At 74.5% G+C, this 14,371-nt stretch carries 13 protein-coding genes; 6 read left to right on the plus strand and 7 right to left on the minus strand.

Annotated features, from left to right (window positions below):
- Nucleotides 1–99 precede the first annotated feature (99 nt).
- Nucleotides 100–807, minus strand: coding sequence for a C39 family peptidase (locus ABT247_RS24385; RefSeq protein WP_350745749.1), 708 nt, complete (start codon nucleotides 805–807; stop codon nucleotides 100–102).
- A gap of 71 nt (nucleotides 808–878) precedes the next feature.
- Nucleotides 879–1,499: a TetR/AcrR family transcriptional regulator gene (locus ABT247_RS24390; protein WP_350745752.1), complete on the minus strand. Its 621-nt coding sequence runs from the start codon at nucleotides 1,497–1,499 to the stop codon at nucleotides 879–881.
- 164 nt (nucleotides 1,500–1,663) lie between these two features.
- Here ABT247_RS24390 and ABT247_RS24395 point away from each other — a divergent pair, with 164 nt between their 5' ends.
- The gene (locus tag ABT247_RS24395) at nucleotides 1,664–2,701 is read left to right on the plus strand and encodes an aldo/keto reductase (protein WP_350745777.1); all 1,038 of its coding nucleotides are present in this window, start codon (nucleotides 1,664–1,666) and stop codon (nucleotides 2,699–2,701) included.
- Nucleotides 2,702–2,852: 151 nt separating this feature from the next.
- Nucleotides 2,853–3,422: a Uma2 family endonuclease gene (locus ABT247_RS24400; RefSeq protein WP_350745753.1), complete on the plus strand. Its 570-nt coding sequence runs from the start codon at nucleotides 2,853–2,855 to the stop codon at nucleotides 3,420–3,422.
- Nucleotides 3,423–3,433: 11 nt separating this feature from the next.
- Here the strand turns inward: ABT247_RS24400 and ABT247_RS24405 are convergent, their stop codons facing one another.
- Nucleotides 3,434–5,500: an MDR family MFS transporter gene (locus ABT247_RS24405; protein WP_350745756.1), complete on the minus strand. Its 2,067-nt coding sequence runs from the start codon at nucleotides 5,498–5,500 to the stop codon at nucleotides 3,434–3,436.
- Between the two features lie 177 nt (nucleotides 5,501–5,677).
- Between ABT247_RS24405 and ABT247_RS24410 the strand changes: the two genes are divergently transcribed.
- Together ABT247_RS24410 and ABT247_RS24415 are read left to right on the plus strand one after the other, a co-directional pair.
- Complete coding sequence (locus tag ABT247_RS24410) at nucleotides 5,678–7,216, plus strand: MFS transporter (protein ID WP_350745759.1); 1,539 nt, start codon at nucleotides 5,678–5,680, stop codon at nucleotides 7,214–7,216.
- The gene (locus tag ABT247_RS24415) at nucleotides 7,213–7,854 is read left to right on the plus strand and encodes a maleylpyruvate isomerase N-terminal domain-containing protein (RefSeq protein ID WP_350745761.1); all 642 of its coding nucleotides are present in this window, start codon (nucleotides 7,213–7,215) and stop codon (nucleotides 7,852–7,854) included. Before ABT247_RS24410 ends, ABT247_RS24415 begins: the two co-directional genes overlap by 4 nt.
- 148 nt (nucleotides 7,855–8,002) lie before the next feature.
- Here the strand turns inward: ABT247_RS24415 and ABT247_RS24420 are convergent, their stop codons facing one another.
- From ABT247_RS24420 to ABT247_RS24430, 3 genes are all read right to left on the minus strand, one after another.
- On the minus strand, nucleotides 8,003–8,773 hold the full coding sequence (locus ABT247_RS24420) for a hypothetical protein (RefSeq protein WP_350745764.1): 771 nt from the start codon (nucleotides 8,771–8,773) through the stop codon (nucleotides 8,003–8,005).
- Between the two features lie 284 nt (nucleotides 8,774–9,057).
- On the minus strand, nucleotides 9,058–10,065 hold the full coding sequence (locus tag ABT247_RS24425) for a DUF1648 domain-containing protein (RefSeq protein ID WP_350745766.1): 1,008 nt from the start codon (nucleotides 10,063–10,065) through the stop codon (nucleotides 9,058–9,060).
- 14 nt (nucleotides 10,066–10,079) lie between these two features.
- Nucleotides 10,080–10,427: a GntR family transcriptional regulator gene (locus ABT247_RS24430; RefSeq protein ID WP_350745769.1), complete on the minus strand. Its 348-nt coding sequence runs from the start codon at nucleotides 10,425–10,427 to the stop codon at nucleotides 10,080–10,082.
- Nucleotides 10,428–10,602: 175 nt separating this feature from the next.
- Between ABT247_RS24430 and ABT247_RS24435 the strand changes: the two genes are divergently transcribed.
- Together ABT247_RS24435 and ABT247_RS24440 are read left to right on the plus strand one after the other, a co-directional pair.
- The gene (locus ABT247_RS24435) at nucleotides 10,603–11,211 is read left to right on the plus strand and encodes a GNAT family N-acetyltransferase (protein WP_350745772.1); all 609 of its coding nucleotides are present in this window, start codon (nucleotides 10,603–10,605) and stop codon (nucleotides 11,209–11,211) included.
- A gap of 165 nt (nucleotides 11,212–11,376) precedes the next feature.
- Nucleotides 11,377–12,351, plus strand: coding sequence for a right-handed parallel beta-helix repeat-containing protein (locus tag ABT247_RS24440; protein ID WP_502892496.1), 975 nt, complete (start codon nucleotides 11,377–11,379; stop codon nucleotides 12,349–12,351).
- A gap of 895 nt (nucleotides 12,352–13,246) precedes the next feature.
- Here the strand turns inward: ABT247_RS24440 and ABT247_RS24445 are convergent.
- Nucleotides 13,247–14,086, minus strand: coding sequence for a hypothetical protein (locus tag ABT247_RS24445; protein WP_350745774.1), 840 nt, complete (start codon nucleotides 14,084–14,086; stop codon nucleotides 13,247–13,249).
- Nucleotides 14,087–14,371 lie beyond the last annotated feature (285 nt).

Consider the following 14,371-nt stretch of genomic DNA (forward strand, 5'->3'; position numbering starts at 1 on the left):
GGCGGCAGTGGTCATCGGTAGACGCCGGCGGCAGTGGTCGGCGGCAGCGGTCGAACGGTCGAGAGGGCGGGAGCAGACATGAAGGCGGTCACCGTATCATTAGCCGTTCTCGAAGTCCTTCTCGGAGACCGTCGTGCGGCCGCGGGCGGGGTCGTTGAGCGACACCCTGCCGTTGCTGAAACCGGTGACGACGACGGTGTGTTCGGCGGGCCCGGCGTACGGGACGCTCCGTCCGTCGTAGGCCGTGTAGGTGGTCGTCGCGAGGTGACGCCACAGGTAGTCCACCCAGACGATCGCCGGGTGGCCGGCCGCCAGGTGCTCCTTGAGCGTCGCCGTGGGGACGTCCTGGCCGTCCTCCAGCACGGTGAGCCCGTAGCCGCGGGCGGCCTTCGCCACCGGCGGATGGTAGACGCCGAACCCGGTGCCGTCCTCCTCCGAGCCGTCCGGGTCGCCGACGAAGGCCTCGAAGGGGTCGCCGGACAGCGGGCCGGAGTGGCCGAACTCGGGGTGCGCCAGGTCGACGCCGATCCGGTCCAGCACCTCCTGGTCGTCCGTGGTCACACCCCGCGCGGCCAGGACCATGCGCAGTGCGGCGGCCTCGCAGTCGTCGTTGAGCTGCTGGCTGTAGTAGGGGACGCTCGCGGCGGTCGGCGTGACCGCCGTGGCAGCGGTGACCGCCGTGGCCGCCGTGACCGCGTCGGCCGGGGTGGCGGTGGCGCCCACGGCGGGGCCGGCGCCGGCCGAGAGGACCAGGCCGGCCAGCGCGGCGAGCCAGGACAGGCGCGCACGTGGTGAAGTGATCGTCATGGCCATGAAGCTACGAACGTTCGTCGCGCTCCGCAGCCGGGGGACCGCGATCAGGTGACGGGGCGTGAGCTCTACCGCCGGTACGCCCCGGCCCGGGCGGCCGCCTCGGCGGCGGCCGCGGCGCGGTCCGCGGCAGGTTCGTCCAGTGGCTCGGCGGTGGTGAGCATCCGGTAGTAGAGCGGCGCCGAGACGGCCCGGATCACCTCCGACGGGTCGGTTCCCGGCGGGAGCTCCCCGCGCTCGACCGCCTCGGCGACGCACGGCGCCCACTCCTCGACCCGGCGCCGGTAGAACAGCCGCAGGGCTTCGGCCGTTCCCGGATCGCCGTCGGCCGCCGCGATCACCGCCCGGAACAGCGCGCCCTGCCGGGGGTCGGCGAGGGTGCGCTGGACGAGCCGGGCGTTGGCCCGCAGGTCCTCGCCGAGCGTGCCGCTGCGGGTGCGCGGCAGCGACTGCTCGGCCATGTCGGTGAGCAGGTCGGCGACCAGGGCGGTGGTGCTGCCCCAGCGGCGGTAGACGGTGGTCCGGCCGACTCCGGCCCGCTGGGCGATGTCGCCGAGGTCGAGTCCGCCGAAGCCGTGCTCGACGAGGGCGTCCTCGGCGGCCCGGAGGACGGCGGCGCGGACGCGGGCGGTGCGGCCGCCGGGGCGGAGCGTGCCGGGGGTGGAGGTCTCGACGGGCTCGGCAACCATTAACGGGAATCCTGTTCCATTAGCTGGCAGAGGTCTGCTAGGTTCGAGGCATCCTAACGGAATGGGAGTCCCATTAGGGGCTTCGAGGGGAGAAGACCGTCATGGCCACCACTGCCACCACCGCCACTGGCGCGCGCAGCACCGCCACCACGCCCGCCGCCGACATGGGGTACCGCCGGCTCGGCGCCTCCGGACTCAAGGTCTCCGCGCTGAGCCTCGGCACCGGCACCTTCGGCGGCCGGGGCCCGCTGTTCGGCGCCTGGGGCACCACCGACGTCCAGGAGGCCCGCCGCCTGCTCGACATCGCCCTGGACGCCGGAGTCACCCTCTTCGACACCGCCGACGTCTACTCCGACGGCGCCTCCGAGGAGGTGCTCGGCCAGGCCGTGCGCGGCCGGCGCGACCAGGTGCTGATCTCCACCAAGGCCGGACTGCCCCTCGGCGACGGCCCCCAGGACGCCGGTACCTCTCGAGCCCGGCTCATCCGGGCCGTCGACGACTCGCTGCGCCGTCTCGGCACCACCTACCTGGACCTCTTCCAGCTGCACGCCTACGACGCCGGCACCCCGATCGAGGAGGTCCTGGCCACCCTGGAGGAGCTGGTCCGCGCGGGCAAGATCCGCTACACCGGCGTGTCCAACTTCTCCGGCTGGCAGCTGATGAAGTCCCTCGCCCTCGCCGACCGCCACGGCCGCCCCCGGTACGCCGCCCACCAGGTCTACTACTCCCTCGTCGGCCGCGACTACGAGTGGGAGCTGATGCCGCTCGCCCAGGAGGAGGGCGTCGGCGCCCTGGTGTGGAGCCCGCTCGGCTGGGGCCGCCTCACCGGCCGGATCCGGCGCGGCCACCCGCTGCCGGCCGGCAGCCGGCTGCACGACACCGCCGACTACGGCCCGCCCGTCGAGGACGACCTGCTCCACCGGGTGGTCGACGCGCTGGACGGGATCGCCGCCGAGACCGGCCGCACCGTCCCCCAGGTGGCGATCAACTGGCTGCTGCGCCGCCCGACCGTCTCCTCGGTCATCATCGGCGCCCGCAACGAGGAGCAGCTCCGGCAGAACCTCGGCGCGGTCGGCTGGTCCCTGACGGAGGACCAGGTGGCCCGCCTGGACGCGGCCAGCGCCCGCACCGCCCCGTACCCGTACTTCCCCTACCGCCGCCAGGAGGCCTTCGCCCGCCTCAACCCCCCGCTCGCCGGCTGAACCCCGGGCTCACCACACCCGCCGGCCGCTGCCGCCCCCGGCGGTACCCGTCAACCGCCGCCGCGCCGCCCCTCCTCCGGGCGGTGCGGCGGCGGATCAGCCCTCCGGCGGCCCGGAGTGGGGGAGCATCGGGTGAGGGAGGAGACGCGTCGTGAGTACGGCACCCCGGGCCCCTGGTGACTACAGCACCGTCAGTGACCCCGAGCGGGCCCTGAAGTACGCGATCCGGCACATCGCCGGCGACCGCACCGAGATCATCGAGGGAGTCATCACCCCCGTGTCGTCGTCCTGGGCTCATGAGTCCGCCGCCGAGGTCGTGCGCCGGCAGCTCGCTCCCCGTCTCGACCAGCTCGGCCTGGTGGCCGGCTCCGGCGACCTGGACCTGCCCGGCAGCGAGAACTGGTACGTCCCGGACCTGGCCGTCGTCCCCGCCGACCTCGCCGCGAAGACCGAGGGCGCGCTGCTGCCGGACCAGACGCTCCTGATCGTCGAGGTCACTTCCCCGTCCAACGCGGAGACCGACCGCCTCGTCAAGCGCCGCCGCTACGGCCAGTACGGCGCTCCGCTCTATCTGCTCATCGACCGGCAGAACCGCACCTGCACGCTGTACAGCGAACCGACCCGTCCGGGCTACGCGGCGGAGAGCGGCCCGCACGCCTTCGGCACGCCGGTCCGGCTGCCGGCGCCCTTCGACCTCCGGCTCGACACCACCCGGCTGTAGCCGGCGGCCCGTCAGGAGCGTGCCGGTTCCTTGGGGCGGGCGTGCGCCGGGAGGCCGTTGGTGAGGTCCTCGACCAGGAGCCGCCAGGCGATGGCGTCGGCCGCGGTGCGCAGTCGGGGGCTGCGGGGGCGGCCGGCGTCGGCGTCGAGGCGGGCGTTGAGCCAGCCGGACCAGGCGCGGCCGAGGGCCTGCACCTCGCGGGTGCCGGCCTCGGTGTGGGTGAGCCGGTCGCCGTCGCGGACCAGGTAGCCCTCGGCGGCCATCCGGTCGAAGACCGGCTCCAGCACCTCGGGCGGCACCCGCTTGCGGGCGGCGATCAGGTCCAGCGAGGCGTACCCGACGGCCTTGGTGTGGCCGGCCACCTCCATCAGCGCCCAGGCGCCGGCCAGGTCCACCCGGGTGTCGGCGTCGCCGACGATGGTCCGTACCGTGTCCAGGTCGACACCGCGCACGAGCGTGCAGACGGCGTACTCCAGGTGCGGGTCGGAGTCGCTGGTCGTCGGCTGGGCGAAGCCCTCGCCCATGTCGGTGGAGCCGGCCCGGGTGGTGTCGCGCAGGGGCACCTGCTTGAGGAAGAGCGCGACCACGAAGCCGACCACGGCCACCGGGATCGTCCACAGGTACACCGTGTGCAGGGCGTCGGAGTACCCCTGGACGATCGGCGCGGCCTGCGCGGCGGGCAGCTGGTGCAGGCCCTGCGGGCTTTCGGCGGCCCGGGCGAGGGCGGCCGGGTCGGCGCCGGTGAGCCGGGCGGCGGAGGCGATGCCGTCGGCCAGGTCGTTCTTGAGGCTGTTGGCGTAGATGGTGCCGAACACCGCGGTGCCGAAGGAACTGCCGATGGTGCGGAAGAAGGTCACCCCGGAGGTGGCGGTGCCGAGGTCCGCGTAGTCGACGGTGTTCTGCACGGCGATGGTCAGCACCTGCATGCTCAGCCCGATGCCGACACCGAGCACGAACATGTAGAGCGAGGCCAGCGCGGTGCTGGTGCCGGGCTCCAACCGGGAGAGCAGGTACAGGCCGACGGCCATCACCAGGGTGCCGGCGATCGGGAACATCCGGTACCGGCCGGTCCTGCTGACCACGTTGCCGCTGGCGATGGAGGCGATCAGCAGGCCGATCACCATCGGCAGCATCCGCACGCCGGAGACCGTCGCCGAGTCACCGTCCACGTACTGCAGGAACGTCGGCAGGAAGGTGAGCGCGCCGAGCATCGCGAACCCGACGATGAAGCTGAGCACCGAGCAGACCGCGAACACCGGGTTGCGGAACAGCCGCATCGGCAGCATCGGTTGGGCCGCCCGGGTCTCCGCCCAGCAGAACAGCCCGAGCGCCACCGCACCGCCGGCGAACAGCCCGATGATCACGCCGGAGTCCCAGGCGTACTGGTTGCCGCCCCAACTGGTCGCCAGGATCAGGGCGCTGGCGCCGACCGCGACCAGCGCGATGCCCAGGTAGTCGATCACCGGTCGCACCGCCGCCCGCACCGACGGGATGGTCCGGGCGGCGGCCGCCACCACCACGACGGCGATCGGCACGTTGACGTAGAACGCCCAGCGCCAGGACAGGTGGTCGGTGAACAGCCCGCCCAGCAGCGGCCCGATCACCGTCGCCAGGCCGAACACGGCGCCGATCGCGCCCTGGTACTTGCCGCGCTCCCGCAGCGGGATGACGTCGGCGATCAACGCCATGGCCGTCACCATCAGGCCGCCCGCACCGATGCCCTGGAGGGCCCGCCAGGCGATCAGCAGGGTCATGTTCGTGGCCAGGCCGCACAGGAACGAGCCGGTGATGAAGACGATCGCCGAGAGCTGGAACAGCAGCTTGCGCCCGTACAGGTCGCCGAACTTGCCGGCCAGCACGGTGGCGACCGTCTCGGCCAGCAGATAGGACGTCACCACCCAGGACATGTGCGCGGCCCCGCCGAGGTCCGCGACGATGGTGGGCAGCGCGGTGCCGACGATGGTCTGGTCCAGGGCGGCCAGCAGCATGCCGAGCATGATGGTGGCGAAGACGACGTTCCGCTGCCGTACGTCGAGCACCGGCGGGGCGGAGGGCTGGGTCTCGGTGGCGACAGTCATGCGGCCAGCCTCGGGCGGGTCCGCGCCGGTCGCGATCCGGTTCGGCCGTTCGGGTGAGGGAGGCCCGGCCAGGGGGCCCGGTGGCGGTGGCGATCGGGCCGGGTGACGATGGGCCGGAGCCGAGGGCGTGTCCGACTGCCCGGCACGCCGGCCCCCGGACACCGGGAAGGGGCTCCCATGACCACCCAGTCCCCCCGCGACGCGGGGAAGCCCGAGCGACACGGCGCCTCCGCCGTGGGCGGACGGGCCGATGAACGGCGCTGGCGGGCGCTCACCGTGTGCCTGGTCGCCGGGTTCATGACCCTGCTGGACGTCAGCATCGTCAACGTCGCCCTGCCGACCGTCCGGGCCGGGCTGCACATGTCCGACAGCGGCCTGCAGTGGGTGCTCAGCGGCTACGCGCTCGCCTTCGGCCTGGTGCTCGTCCCGGCCGGGCGGCTCGGCGACGCCCGCAGCCGGCGGGCCGTCTTCCTCACCGGGCTCGCCCTGTTCACCCTGGCCAGCGCCCTCGCCGGGGCGGCGCAGAACCAGGAGTGGCTGGTGCTCGCCCGGCTGTTCCAGGGCGCGGCGGGCGGCGTGCTGGTGCCGCAGGTGTCCGGCTTCATCCAGACCCTGTTCCAGGGCGCCGAGCGCGGCCGGGCCTTCGGAGCGCTCGGGGCGACCATCGGGCTGTCCACCGCCGTCGGGCCGCTGCTCGGCGGGCTGCTGATCCACCTGTTCGGCCCGGAGAACGGCTGGCGCTGGGTGTTCCTGGTCAACCTGCCGATCGGCGCGGTCGCGCTCCCGGTCGCCTACCGGCTGCTTCCGCCGCCCCGCCCGGCCGCCGAACGGGCCGGACACCGCGACTTCGACCCGCTCGGCGTGGTACTGCTCGGCGCCGGGACGGTCGCGCTGCTGCTGCCCTTCGTCCAGCAGCAGCAGTGGCACAGCCCGGACCGCTGGCTGCTGCTGCCGCTGGCGGCGGTGCTGCTGGCGGCCTTCGTCGGCTGGGAGCAGCACTACGCGCGCCGGCACGAACCCCTGGTGAGCATGGCGCTGTTCGCGGTGCGCCCGTACGCGGCGGGCGTGACGCTGTCGCTGGTGTACTTCGCCGGGTTCACCGCGATCTTCTTCATCTTCACGCTCTACCTCCAGGCGGGCCTGCACTACTCGGCGCTGACGGCGGGCCTGGCGATCACCCCGTTCGCGGTCGGCTCCGGCGTGTCGGCCGCGGTGGGCGGGCGCCTGGTGGGCCGGCTCGGACGGCGGCTGGTGGTGCTGGGACTGGTGCTGGTGCTCGTCGGCCTGCTGGCCTCGGCCCTGGCGGTGCAGCTGTGGTCGGGCCCGTCGGTGGGCTGGACGACGCTCGGACCGCTGCTGGTCGCGGGGGCGGGCAGCGGCCTGGTGATCACCCCGAACCAGACGCTCACCCTGCAACGGGTCCCGGTGGCCCGGGCGGGCAGCGCCGGTGGCGTGCTGCAGACGGCGCAGCGGGTCGGCTCGGCGGTCGGGATCGCGGTGGTCGGCTCGGTCTTCTTCGCCCACGTCGGCGGCCGCCGCCCGGACTGGGCGCTGGCCTTCCAGCTGGGGGTCGCGGTGGCGGCGGGCCTGGTCCTGCTGGCCCTGCTGGTGGCGACGGCGGACGAGGTGGCGAACCGGCGGGCGGCCCAGGTGCCGTCCGGCAGCGCCGGGACCGGGGTTTCCGACGGCCGCGGCGGCGGTAGGCCGGGGTCGTGACGAATCCCCGAGTGGACTTCCTGGCCGCGGCCCGGGCGGCCGAGTCGCTGCTGCGCCGGGCGGAGGTGGCCGAGGCCTGGGACCGGCCGAGCGCCCTGCCCGAGTGGAGCGTCGGCGGCCTGGCCGGGCACCTGGCCTACCAGGTGCTGTGCGTGCCGGAGGTCCTGGCGGCCCCGGCACCGGCGGAGGCCACGGTCGCCCTGCTGGAGCACTACCGGCGCTCGGAGTGGGTCGGCACCGGGGTGGACGCCGGCATCAACGTGCGGATCCGGCGGGGCGGCGAGCTGGTCGCCGCCCCCGGACCGGCCGCACTGAGCCGCCGCCTCGCGGAGGCACTCGGCACCATGGACGCCCTCCTCGCGTCCGCGACCGCGGACCGGCCGGTCCGGTTGCCGTTCTGGGGCCCGTGGTCGTTGACGCTCGACGACCTGCTGGCCACCCGGACGATGGAGCTGGCCGTGCACGGCGACGACCTGGCGGTCAGCGCGGGCGTCCCGACGCCCGAACTGCCGCCGGAGACGGCCGAGTCCGTGATCTCCCTGCTGACCCGGCTGGCGGTCCGGCGGCACGGCGCGGTGGGCGTGCTGCGGGCGCTCAGCCGGGCCGAGCGGGCGCCGGGCAGCATCGCGGCGTTCTGACCGTCCGTGGTCGCGGCGCCGGACCACCGCGACCGCGAGCACCACCGAGCCGAGCGACCGGAGCGCGTGCATCGCAAGGCGGAGGTGGGGGCCTCCCGGCCGGAGGCTGGGGGAGCGTCGGCCCGCGGGCGGGGTTCGCAGACGGGCCCTAACCTTCGGGCTGGACCTCCGGAGCGCCCAGCGGGAAGCCCTCGGACCGGAGCGGCTCCGCCTGGTGCGGGAGCGCCCCCGTGCCGGTCCGTCCGCTCCGCCCGGCCGCCAGCTCCACCGCCGCGCCGATCCAGGCCGCACCGAAGGCCCAGGTCGCCACCCACTCGCTCAGGTACATCGGCTGCACCGCCCAGTCGTCACCGAACCCGACCAGCCCGCACAGCACGGCCGCTCCCAGTGCCACCAGGATCAGCACCCCCGCCGCCAGGTAGGCCGTGCCGACCCCGGCCGGCTGCGCCGAGCGCGGATTGCGGAAGGAGAAGAGGCAGAACAGCGCCAGCATCACGAACAGCAGCGAGGCGAAGACCAGGTGGAAGGCCCCGACCACGCGCTGCACCTCCGTCGGGCTCCCCGGCGTCGTCGGGCACAGCGCGACCCCGAGCGCGAACACCCCGGCCGCCGTGCTCCACCGGTCGTCCCGCCGGTCGAAGCGGTAGCAGATCAGGAACACCCCGAGCGCGCACAGGGCCCCGACGAAGAGGTTCCGCGTGCTGGTGTAGTACGAGCCGCTCATCGTGGCCGGCCAGAAGCCGTCCGTGGCGCGCCCCATGACCTCGTCCGTCAGCCAGTCGCCGAGCGGCAGGGCCGGCGGCAGCAGGATGCCGATCGCCCCGACGCCGAAGCGCAGGAAGGTGACGGTCCGTTCGTCCTGGGTGTCGTGCCGCTGGGGGGAGTCGGGAATTCTCTCGCTGCGCAGGTCGTCGCTCACGGACGCCTCCTCGCCTACCGTACGGGCAGCCTCACCCGCGGATCCTCCGGCCGCTGGGGGTTCGCGTGGGGGCGGTGTCGAGGGGCGCCACCGCACGGAAGCGGCCGTGAACTGGTGTACCCGCGCGGAGACGTGGTCCACCGCCGGATCAGGTGGTTTACGGCGGAGCGGAGTTGACTTCGACCCGGTCGGGACCCCTGACGCGCCAGGTTCCTCACGCGTCAGGGCCTTCCCGCGTCAGGGCCTTCCCGGGTCAGGGCCTTCCCGGGTCAGGTCCTCCCGGGTCAGGTCCTTCCGGCGTCCGCCCGGTCGGCGAGGGCGTTGAGCAGGGCCGCCCCGCGCTCGGCGTCGTCGATGCTGACCGCGAACTCGGCGCCCGCGCGGGTGCGGACGACCAGGCAGCCGCCGCTGCGGAGCATCACCGTGGTGCCCAGGCGGTTCACCCGGTAGCCGAAGCCGCCCGCCTGGGCGGCGGTGCGCTGTTCGGCGCGCGCCGACTCGATCTCGGCGGGGGACCAGCTCCGCCGGGGCCAGCCCAACGGGCCGAAACCGACGACCAGCCCCTTCGCCGTCACCCGGGCCCGCACGGAGGAGACCGCTCCGATGCCGAGGGCGAGGGCGGCGAGCGGCAGGAGCAGCATCCAGTGCGGGTCGGTCAGCCCGGTGCCGGAGGCCACCGCCGTACCCACGGCGCCGAGGCCGAGGAGGGCGGCGGTCAGCTGGAGTGCCGGGTTGGCGGCCCAGGAGAGCCAGACCACCCGCTCGACGTCCGGGAGGTCCATCACCGGCTCCCGCGCCGCGGGCCCGGCGCCGGCGAGGGCGCTCTGGGGCCGCCTGGTCGCGAGGCAGGCGAGCGCCGACGCCAGGGCGGTCAGGGCCATGACGACGGCCACCCAGAGGTTCGCCGAGTCGGCGTCCTGCCAGTGGGAGCGGCCCAGGTTGGCATGGACGATCGACGCCTGCGCCCCGATCAGCAGCACCCCGCCACCCGCGAGCAGCGCGGCGGGCAGCCCGGAGGCGGAGCCGCCCCAGTAGCGACGGGCGACCACGGCGGCGAGCACCAGGGCCAGCCACACGCCGGCCGGGAACAGGGCCGCTGACGTCACCGACATCGATCCGTCCGGCCGGCTCCCGTTCCAGTGCGTGGCCACCGGGTCCGGCAGCCGGTCGCGCGCCACCAGCGGCATCGTGACGAGCAGCGCCAGCACGCCGAGCGCCCAGACCGCCCCCGCCCAGGCCGCCCCCGCCCGGACCGCGCCCGGCCGGGGCGTCGTCGCCGGTCCCGTTCCCACGGGCTCCGAATCGTTCACGGCATCCCCCTGATCAGATCCACGAGATCGTTCCTGCTGTAGCCGACCCGGGCCGCTTCGGCGATCAACTGCCGTACTCGGTCAACGAGTTCGGCTCGCTGTCCGGCATCCTCCGCGACCGTGATGCCACGGCCCCGGCGGAACTCCAGCACCCCCTCGTCGCGCAGGGCGCGCAGCCCGCGCAGCACGGTGTTGGTGTTCACCCCGAGGGCCCGGGAGAGCTCCCGGGCGGGCGGCAGTTTGTCGCCGGGGGAGCACTCGCCCTCGGCGACGGCACGTCGGATCGCACCCGCCACCTGCTCGTGCAGGGGGCGGGCGTCACCAAGGTCCAGCTTCAGCAACATGGTGCTACTGACGTTAGCACCATGGCGCTCCGGTGGCGATGCCCGCCCCCAGCGGCCGCGGTGTCCCGCTCAAGCCCCCGTGCTCGGCCCGTCGGGTCGTCAGTACTGCTGTGCCGCAGGGTGGTTGACGGGCCCGGCTGCGGGGGCGGGGGATAAGAGACGCCAGTATGTCCGTATGCGGATGACGAACACGCCGAGGACGGCGACCGAGGATGACGCGGGGCCGATGGCCGGGATGCTGGCACGGGCGTTCGAGGACGACCCGATGATGAGGTGGCTCTTCCCCGGGGGCAGCACACGACCGGCCGCGCTGGACAGGTACTTCACCATCCTGCTCACCCGGCAGTACCTGCCGTACGGCGTGTGCGAGCGCACCGAGCACGCCGCCGCCCTCTGGGTGCCGCCGGAGGCGCAGGACAAGGCCGTCCCGGACGCGGAGACGATCCGCGAGCTGACCGAACTGCTCGGCGACCGGGCCGAGCCGTTCCGGTGCTCCGTCGAGGCGGCCGCCGCCAACGCGCCCCAGGAGCCGCACTGGTACCTGGCGGTGCTCGGCGCCGACCCGGCCGTCCAGGGGCGGGGCCAGGGATCGGCCCTGCTGCGCTCGGGCCTGGCCGAGGCCGACGAGGCGGGGCTGCCGGCCTACCTGGAGTGCTCCAAGGAGGCCAACCTGCCCTTCTACGGACACCACGGCTTCGAGGTGCTGGAGGAGGTCCGGCTGCCGGCGAACGGGCCGGCGCTCTGGGTGATGCGGCGCGCTCCGCGTCGCCCGGCCGCCGGGTAGGCCCGGCCCACCCGCTCCCGGCCTTCCGGCCCCACCCGGTCCCGGTCTTCCGGGCCCCGTGCTCCCCGCGGGCCCGCCGAGGCACCCTTGACGCCTCGAATGGTCCAGTCCACTGTGGGCGACGGCCCGTTCCTACCCGTCGCACCCACCGCAGGGAGCACCGTCGTGACGACCCGCCTCACCACCCTCGCCGCGCTCACCGCCCTCACCCTGGGCTGCGCCGCCCCCGCTGCCGTCGCGACCTCCCCGGCGGGGACCGTGGTCAAGGTCAGCACCGCCAAGCAGCTGCAGGCCGCCCTCGCCGCCGCCGCGCCCGGCCAGACCATCCAACTCGCCGACGGCACCTACTCCGGCAGCTTCACGGCGACCACCCCCGGCACAGCCGCCGCGCGGATCACCCTCACCGGCTCGCCGAAGGCCGTGCTCACCACCCCGACCGGCGGCGGCTACGGCCTCCACCTCGACGGCGCGAGCTACTGGACCGTCCACGGCCTGACCGTCACCGGCGCGCAGAAGGGCATCATGGCCGACGCCGCCGACTACGTGGTGCTGGACGGGGTGACGGTCCACCACACCACCATGGAAGGGGTGCACTTCCGCAACTCCAGCGCCCACGGAACGCTGCGCGACTCGCACATCCACGACACCGGGCTGAACCGGGACGGCCTGGGCGAAGGCGTCTACGTCGGCACCGCCAACACCCTGACCGACCACAGCGACTACGTGCAGATCACCGGGAACACCTTCGGCCCGGGCATCGGCGCCGAGAACGTCGACCTCAAGGAGGGCACCCGGGGCGGCGTGGTCTCCGGCAACACCTTCGACGGGGACGGCCTCACCGGCCGCAACTACGACGACTCGTGGGTCGACGTGAAGGGCAACGGCTACACCGTCGAGAACAACACCGGCCGGCGCACCACCGACGACGGCTACCAGACCCACAGCGTCCAGCCCGGCTGGGGCTGCGGCACGGTCTTCCGGGGCAACCGCTCCGACCTGACCGGCGCCACGGGGCCGGACCGCTACGCCATCGACGTCACCAACTACTCCGCGAGCTGCCCGGTGACGATCGGCGCGGGCAACACCGTCACCGGCGGTCGGGGCCTGGTGAACCCCGGGGTCCCGGTCGGAGCGAGGTAGCGCCCGGGACCGCCGCACGACCGGCAGCCCCGAGGAGAGCGGCAGGGCCGGCCGTGACCGAGCCGGTGCCCTTCTCGACCGGCCTGCGGCCTGTCAGTACCGCCGACCCCGCTCGCGCAGCCGGCGGTTGCGTGCCGCGCGTCGGCGGGCTTCCTCCTTGCGCGCCCGCTCGGCTTGCGCGCGGGCGCGCTCCGCTGCTGCAAGCTTCCGCTCGGCTTCCGCTCGGGCTCGTCGCCGAGCCTCGGAGTCCGGGTCCGCTGCGGCACGCGGGGCCTGGGAGTGCCCCGGCTCGTCGGACCGCGGAGGAGGTGACGCGTCCGTCCGCCAGGCATGTCCGCCGGATCGCGGCGTGTCCTGCCGGCCTTGCCCGTACGGCCCAGGAGGAGTCGGTTCGTCCGGCCTCCCGGCTCCGCTGCCGGCGATCCACCGGCGCAACGCGACGCAGGCGACCAGCGGCCCGAAGAGCAGCGAGAGCAGCCACAGCGTGAGGGCCGTGGACCAGGCGGTGCCGTGGGGCCGGGGGCCCGGAAGGAGCGAGCCCAACAGCACCATCAGCACGGACAGCGCCAGCCAGGTGGCGACGACCACGGCCGCCGCCCGAGCGGCAGTCACCACCAAGCGCATTGTTCCCCCCTCGTGCCTCGTGCGCGTGCCTCGTTGCGGTCGCGGCCCGTGGCGTCGGCGCTCACCACTGATCGCCTGCTGTTGGTCATGACCCCGGACGGAGCGGGCGCACACCGTGTCGTACCCGCTCGCCGGCAGGGTCTACCGGGGAGGCGGCGCGTTCAGGACGGGAACCCGCTTCGGACCGGAATGCAGGCCGGCGGAGCCTGTTCCCGTGGCCCCGGCTCCCGGCACCGAGGCGGGGTCCCGGCGCCGGGAGTCCGCGCGGCCGTCACTGCTGGAAGGGGCTCGGCCGCCAGGCCGTCCCGTCGACCGGGTAGCTGTACAGCGGCCGGCCCTTGACCGCGCTGGTGCGGAAGGGCGTGTCCTGGCCGGGGTGGGCGCCCGCGTCGGGGCCGATGGTCAGGGTGCCCTTCCGGTTGCCGCTGGTCCACTCCAGTTCCAGGTACCAGCTGACGTCGTGGGAGGTGGTCTCGGCGGTCACCTCGATGACCTCCGGGTCCCGCTCGCTCACCTTGACCGGCAGGCCGGTGCTGCCCTCGGTGACGACCGGGCGGGGGCGGGCCGCGTCCAGGTCGAGGTCGAAGGAGTGGACGTCGACTCCGCCGCCGCAACCCTCGCCCATGGCGTAGGCGTTCCACGGCAGCGGGGCCGCGATCCGGGCGATCCGGACGTTGAGGGCGGTCAGCACCACGGTCTCGCTGCCGGTGCCCTGCACGGTGAGCTCGATCGACTGGTAGTGGCCGGCGACCGCACCGACCCGGGAGACCCAGGCCGGGACGTCCACCACGGCGGGCGGGCGGGGGACCTCCGACGGCGGGCGGTCGACCAGGTACTGGTCGCAGGCGCTGTCCCAGGCGGACGGGCGGACCGCGACGGTGATCGGGGCGTTCACGTCCTGGCCCGCGCCGGTGTCGACGGGCGCGGCGGCGGCGACGGGCGCCGGGGACCCGGTGGCCGGACCGGCCGCCGCGGCCCGGGTGGGAGCCGAGCTGAGCGGACCGCCCGAGTGGGTCGTGAGACCGGTGGCGACCGCCCCGACGGTGGCGAGCACGGCGGCGGCCGTCCCGGCGGCGAGTGCGGCCCGCGGTACTCGCCGCCGCCGTACCACGACGGGGGTGAGTACCGGGGCGGCCGACCCGGCCCCGGCGGCGTCTGCCGCGGCGGGTGTCTCCGGCGGTGTCCCCGGCGGCCGCTCCGCCGTGGTTCGCTCCGCGGTCTCCTCCGGTTCCGGAGCGGCAGGAGGGTCAGGGACCGTCCGGTCCTCCGGAGCCGCCGGCGAAGCCTCCGCCCCGCCCGTCGCCTCTGCCTTCGCTGCTGCCTCCGCCGCCGGCACAGACACTGGCGCCGGCGCCGGCGCCACCATGGGTGAGAACAACAATAATAAAAAGGAACC

The organism is Kitasatospora sp. NPDC001539 (assembly GCF_040298565.1).
Classification (GTDB): domain Bacteria; phylum Actinomycetota; class Actinomycetes; order Streptomycetales; family Streptomycetaceae; genus Kitasatospora.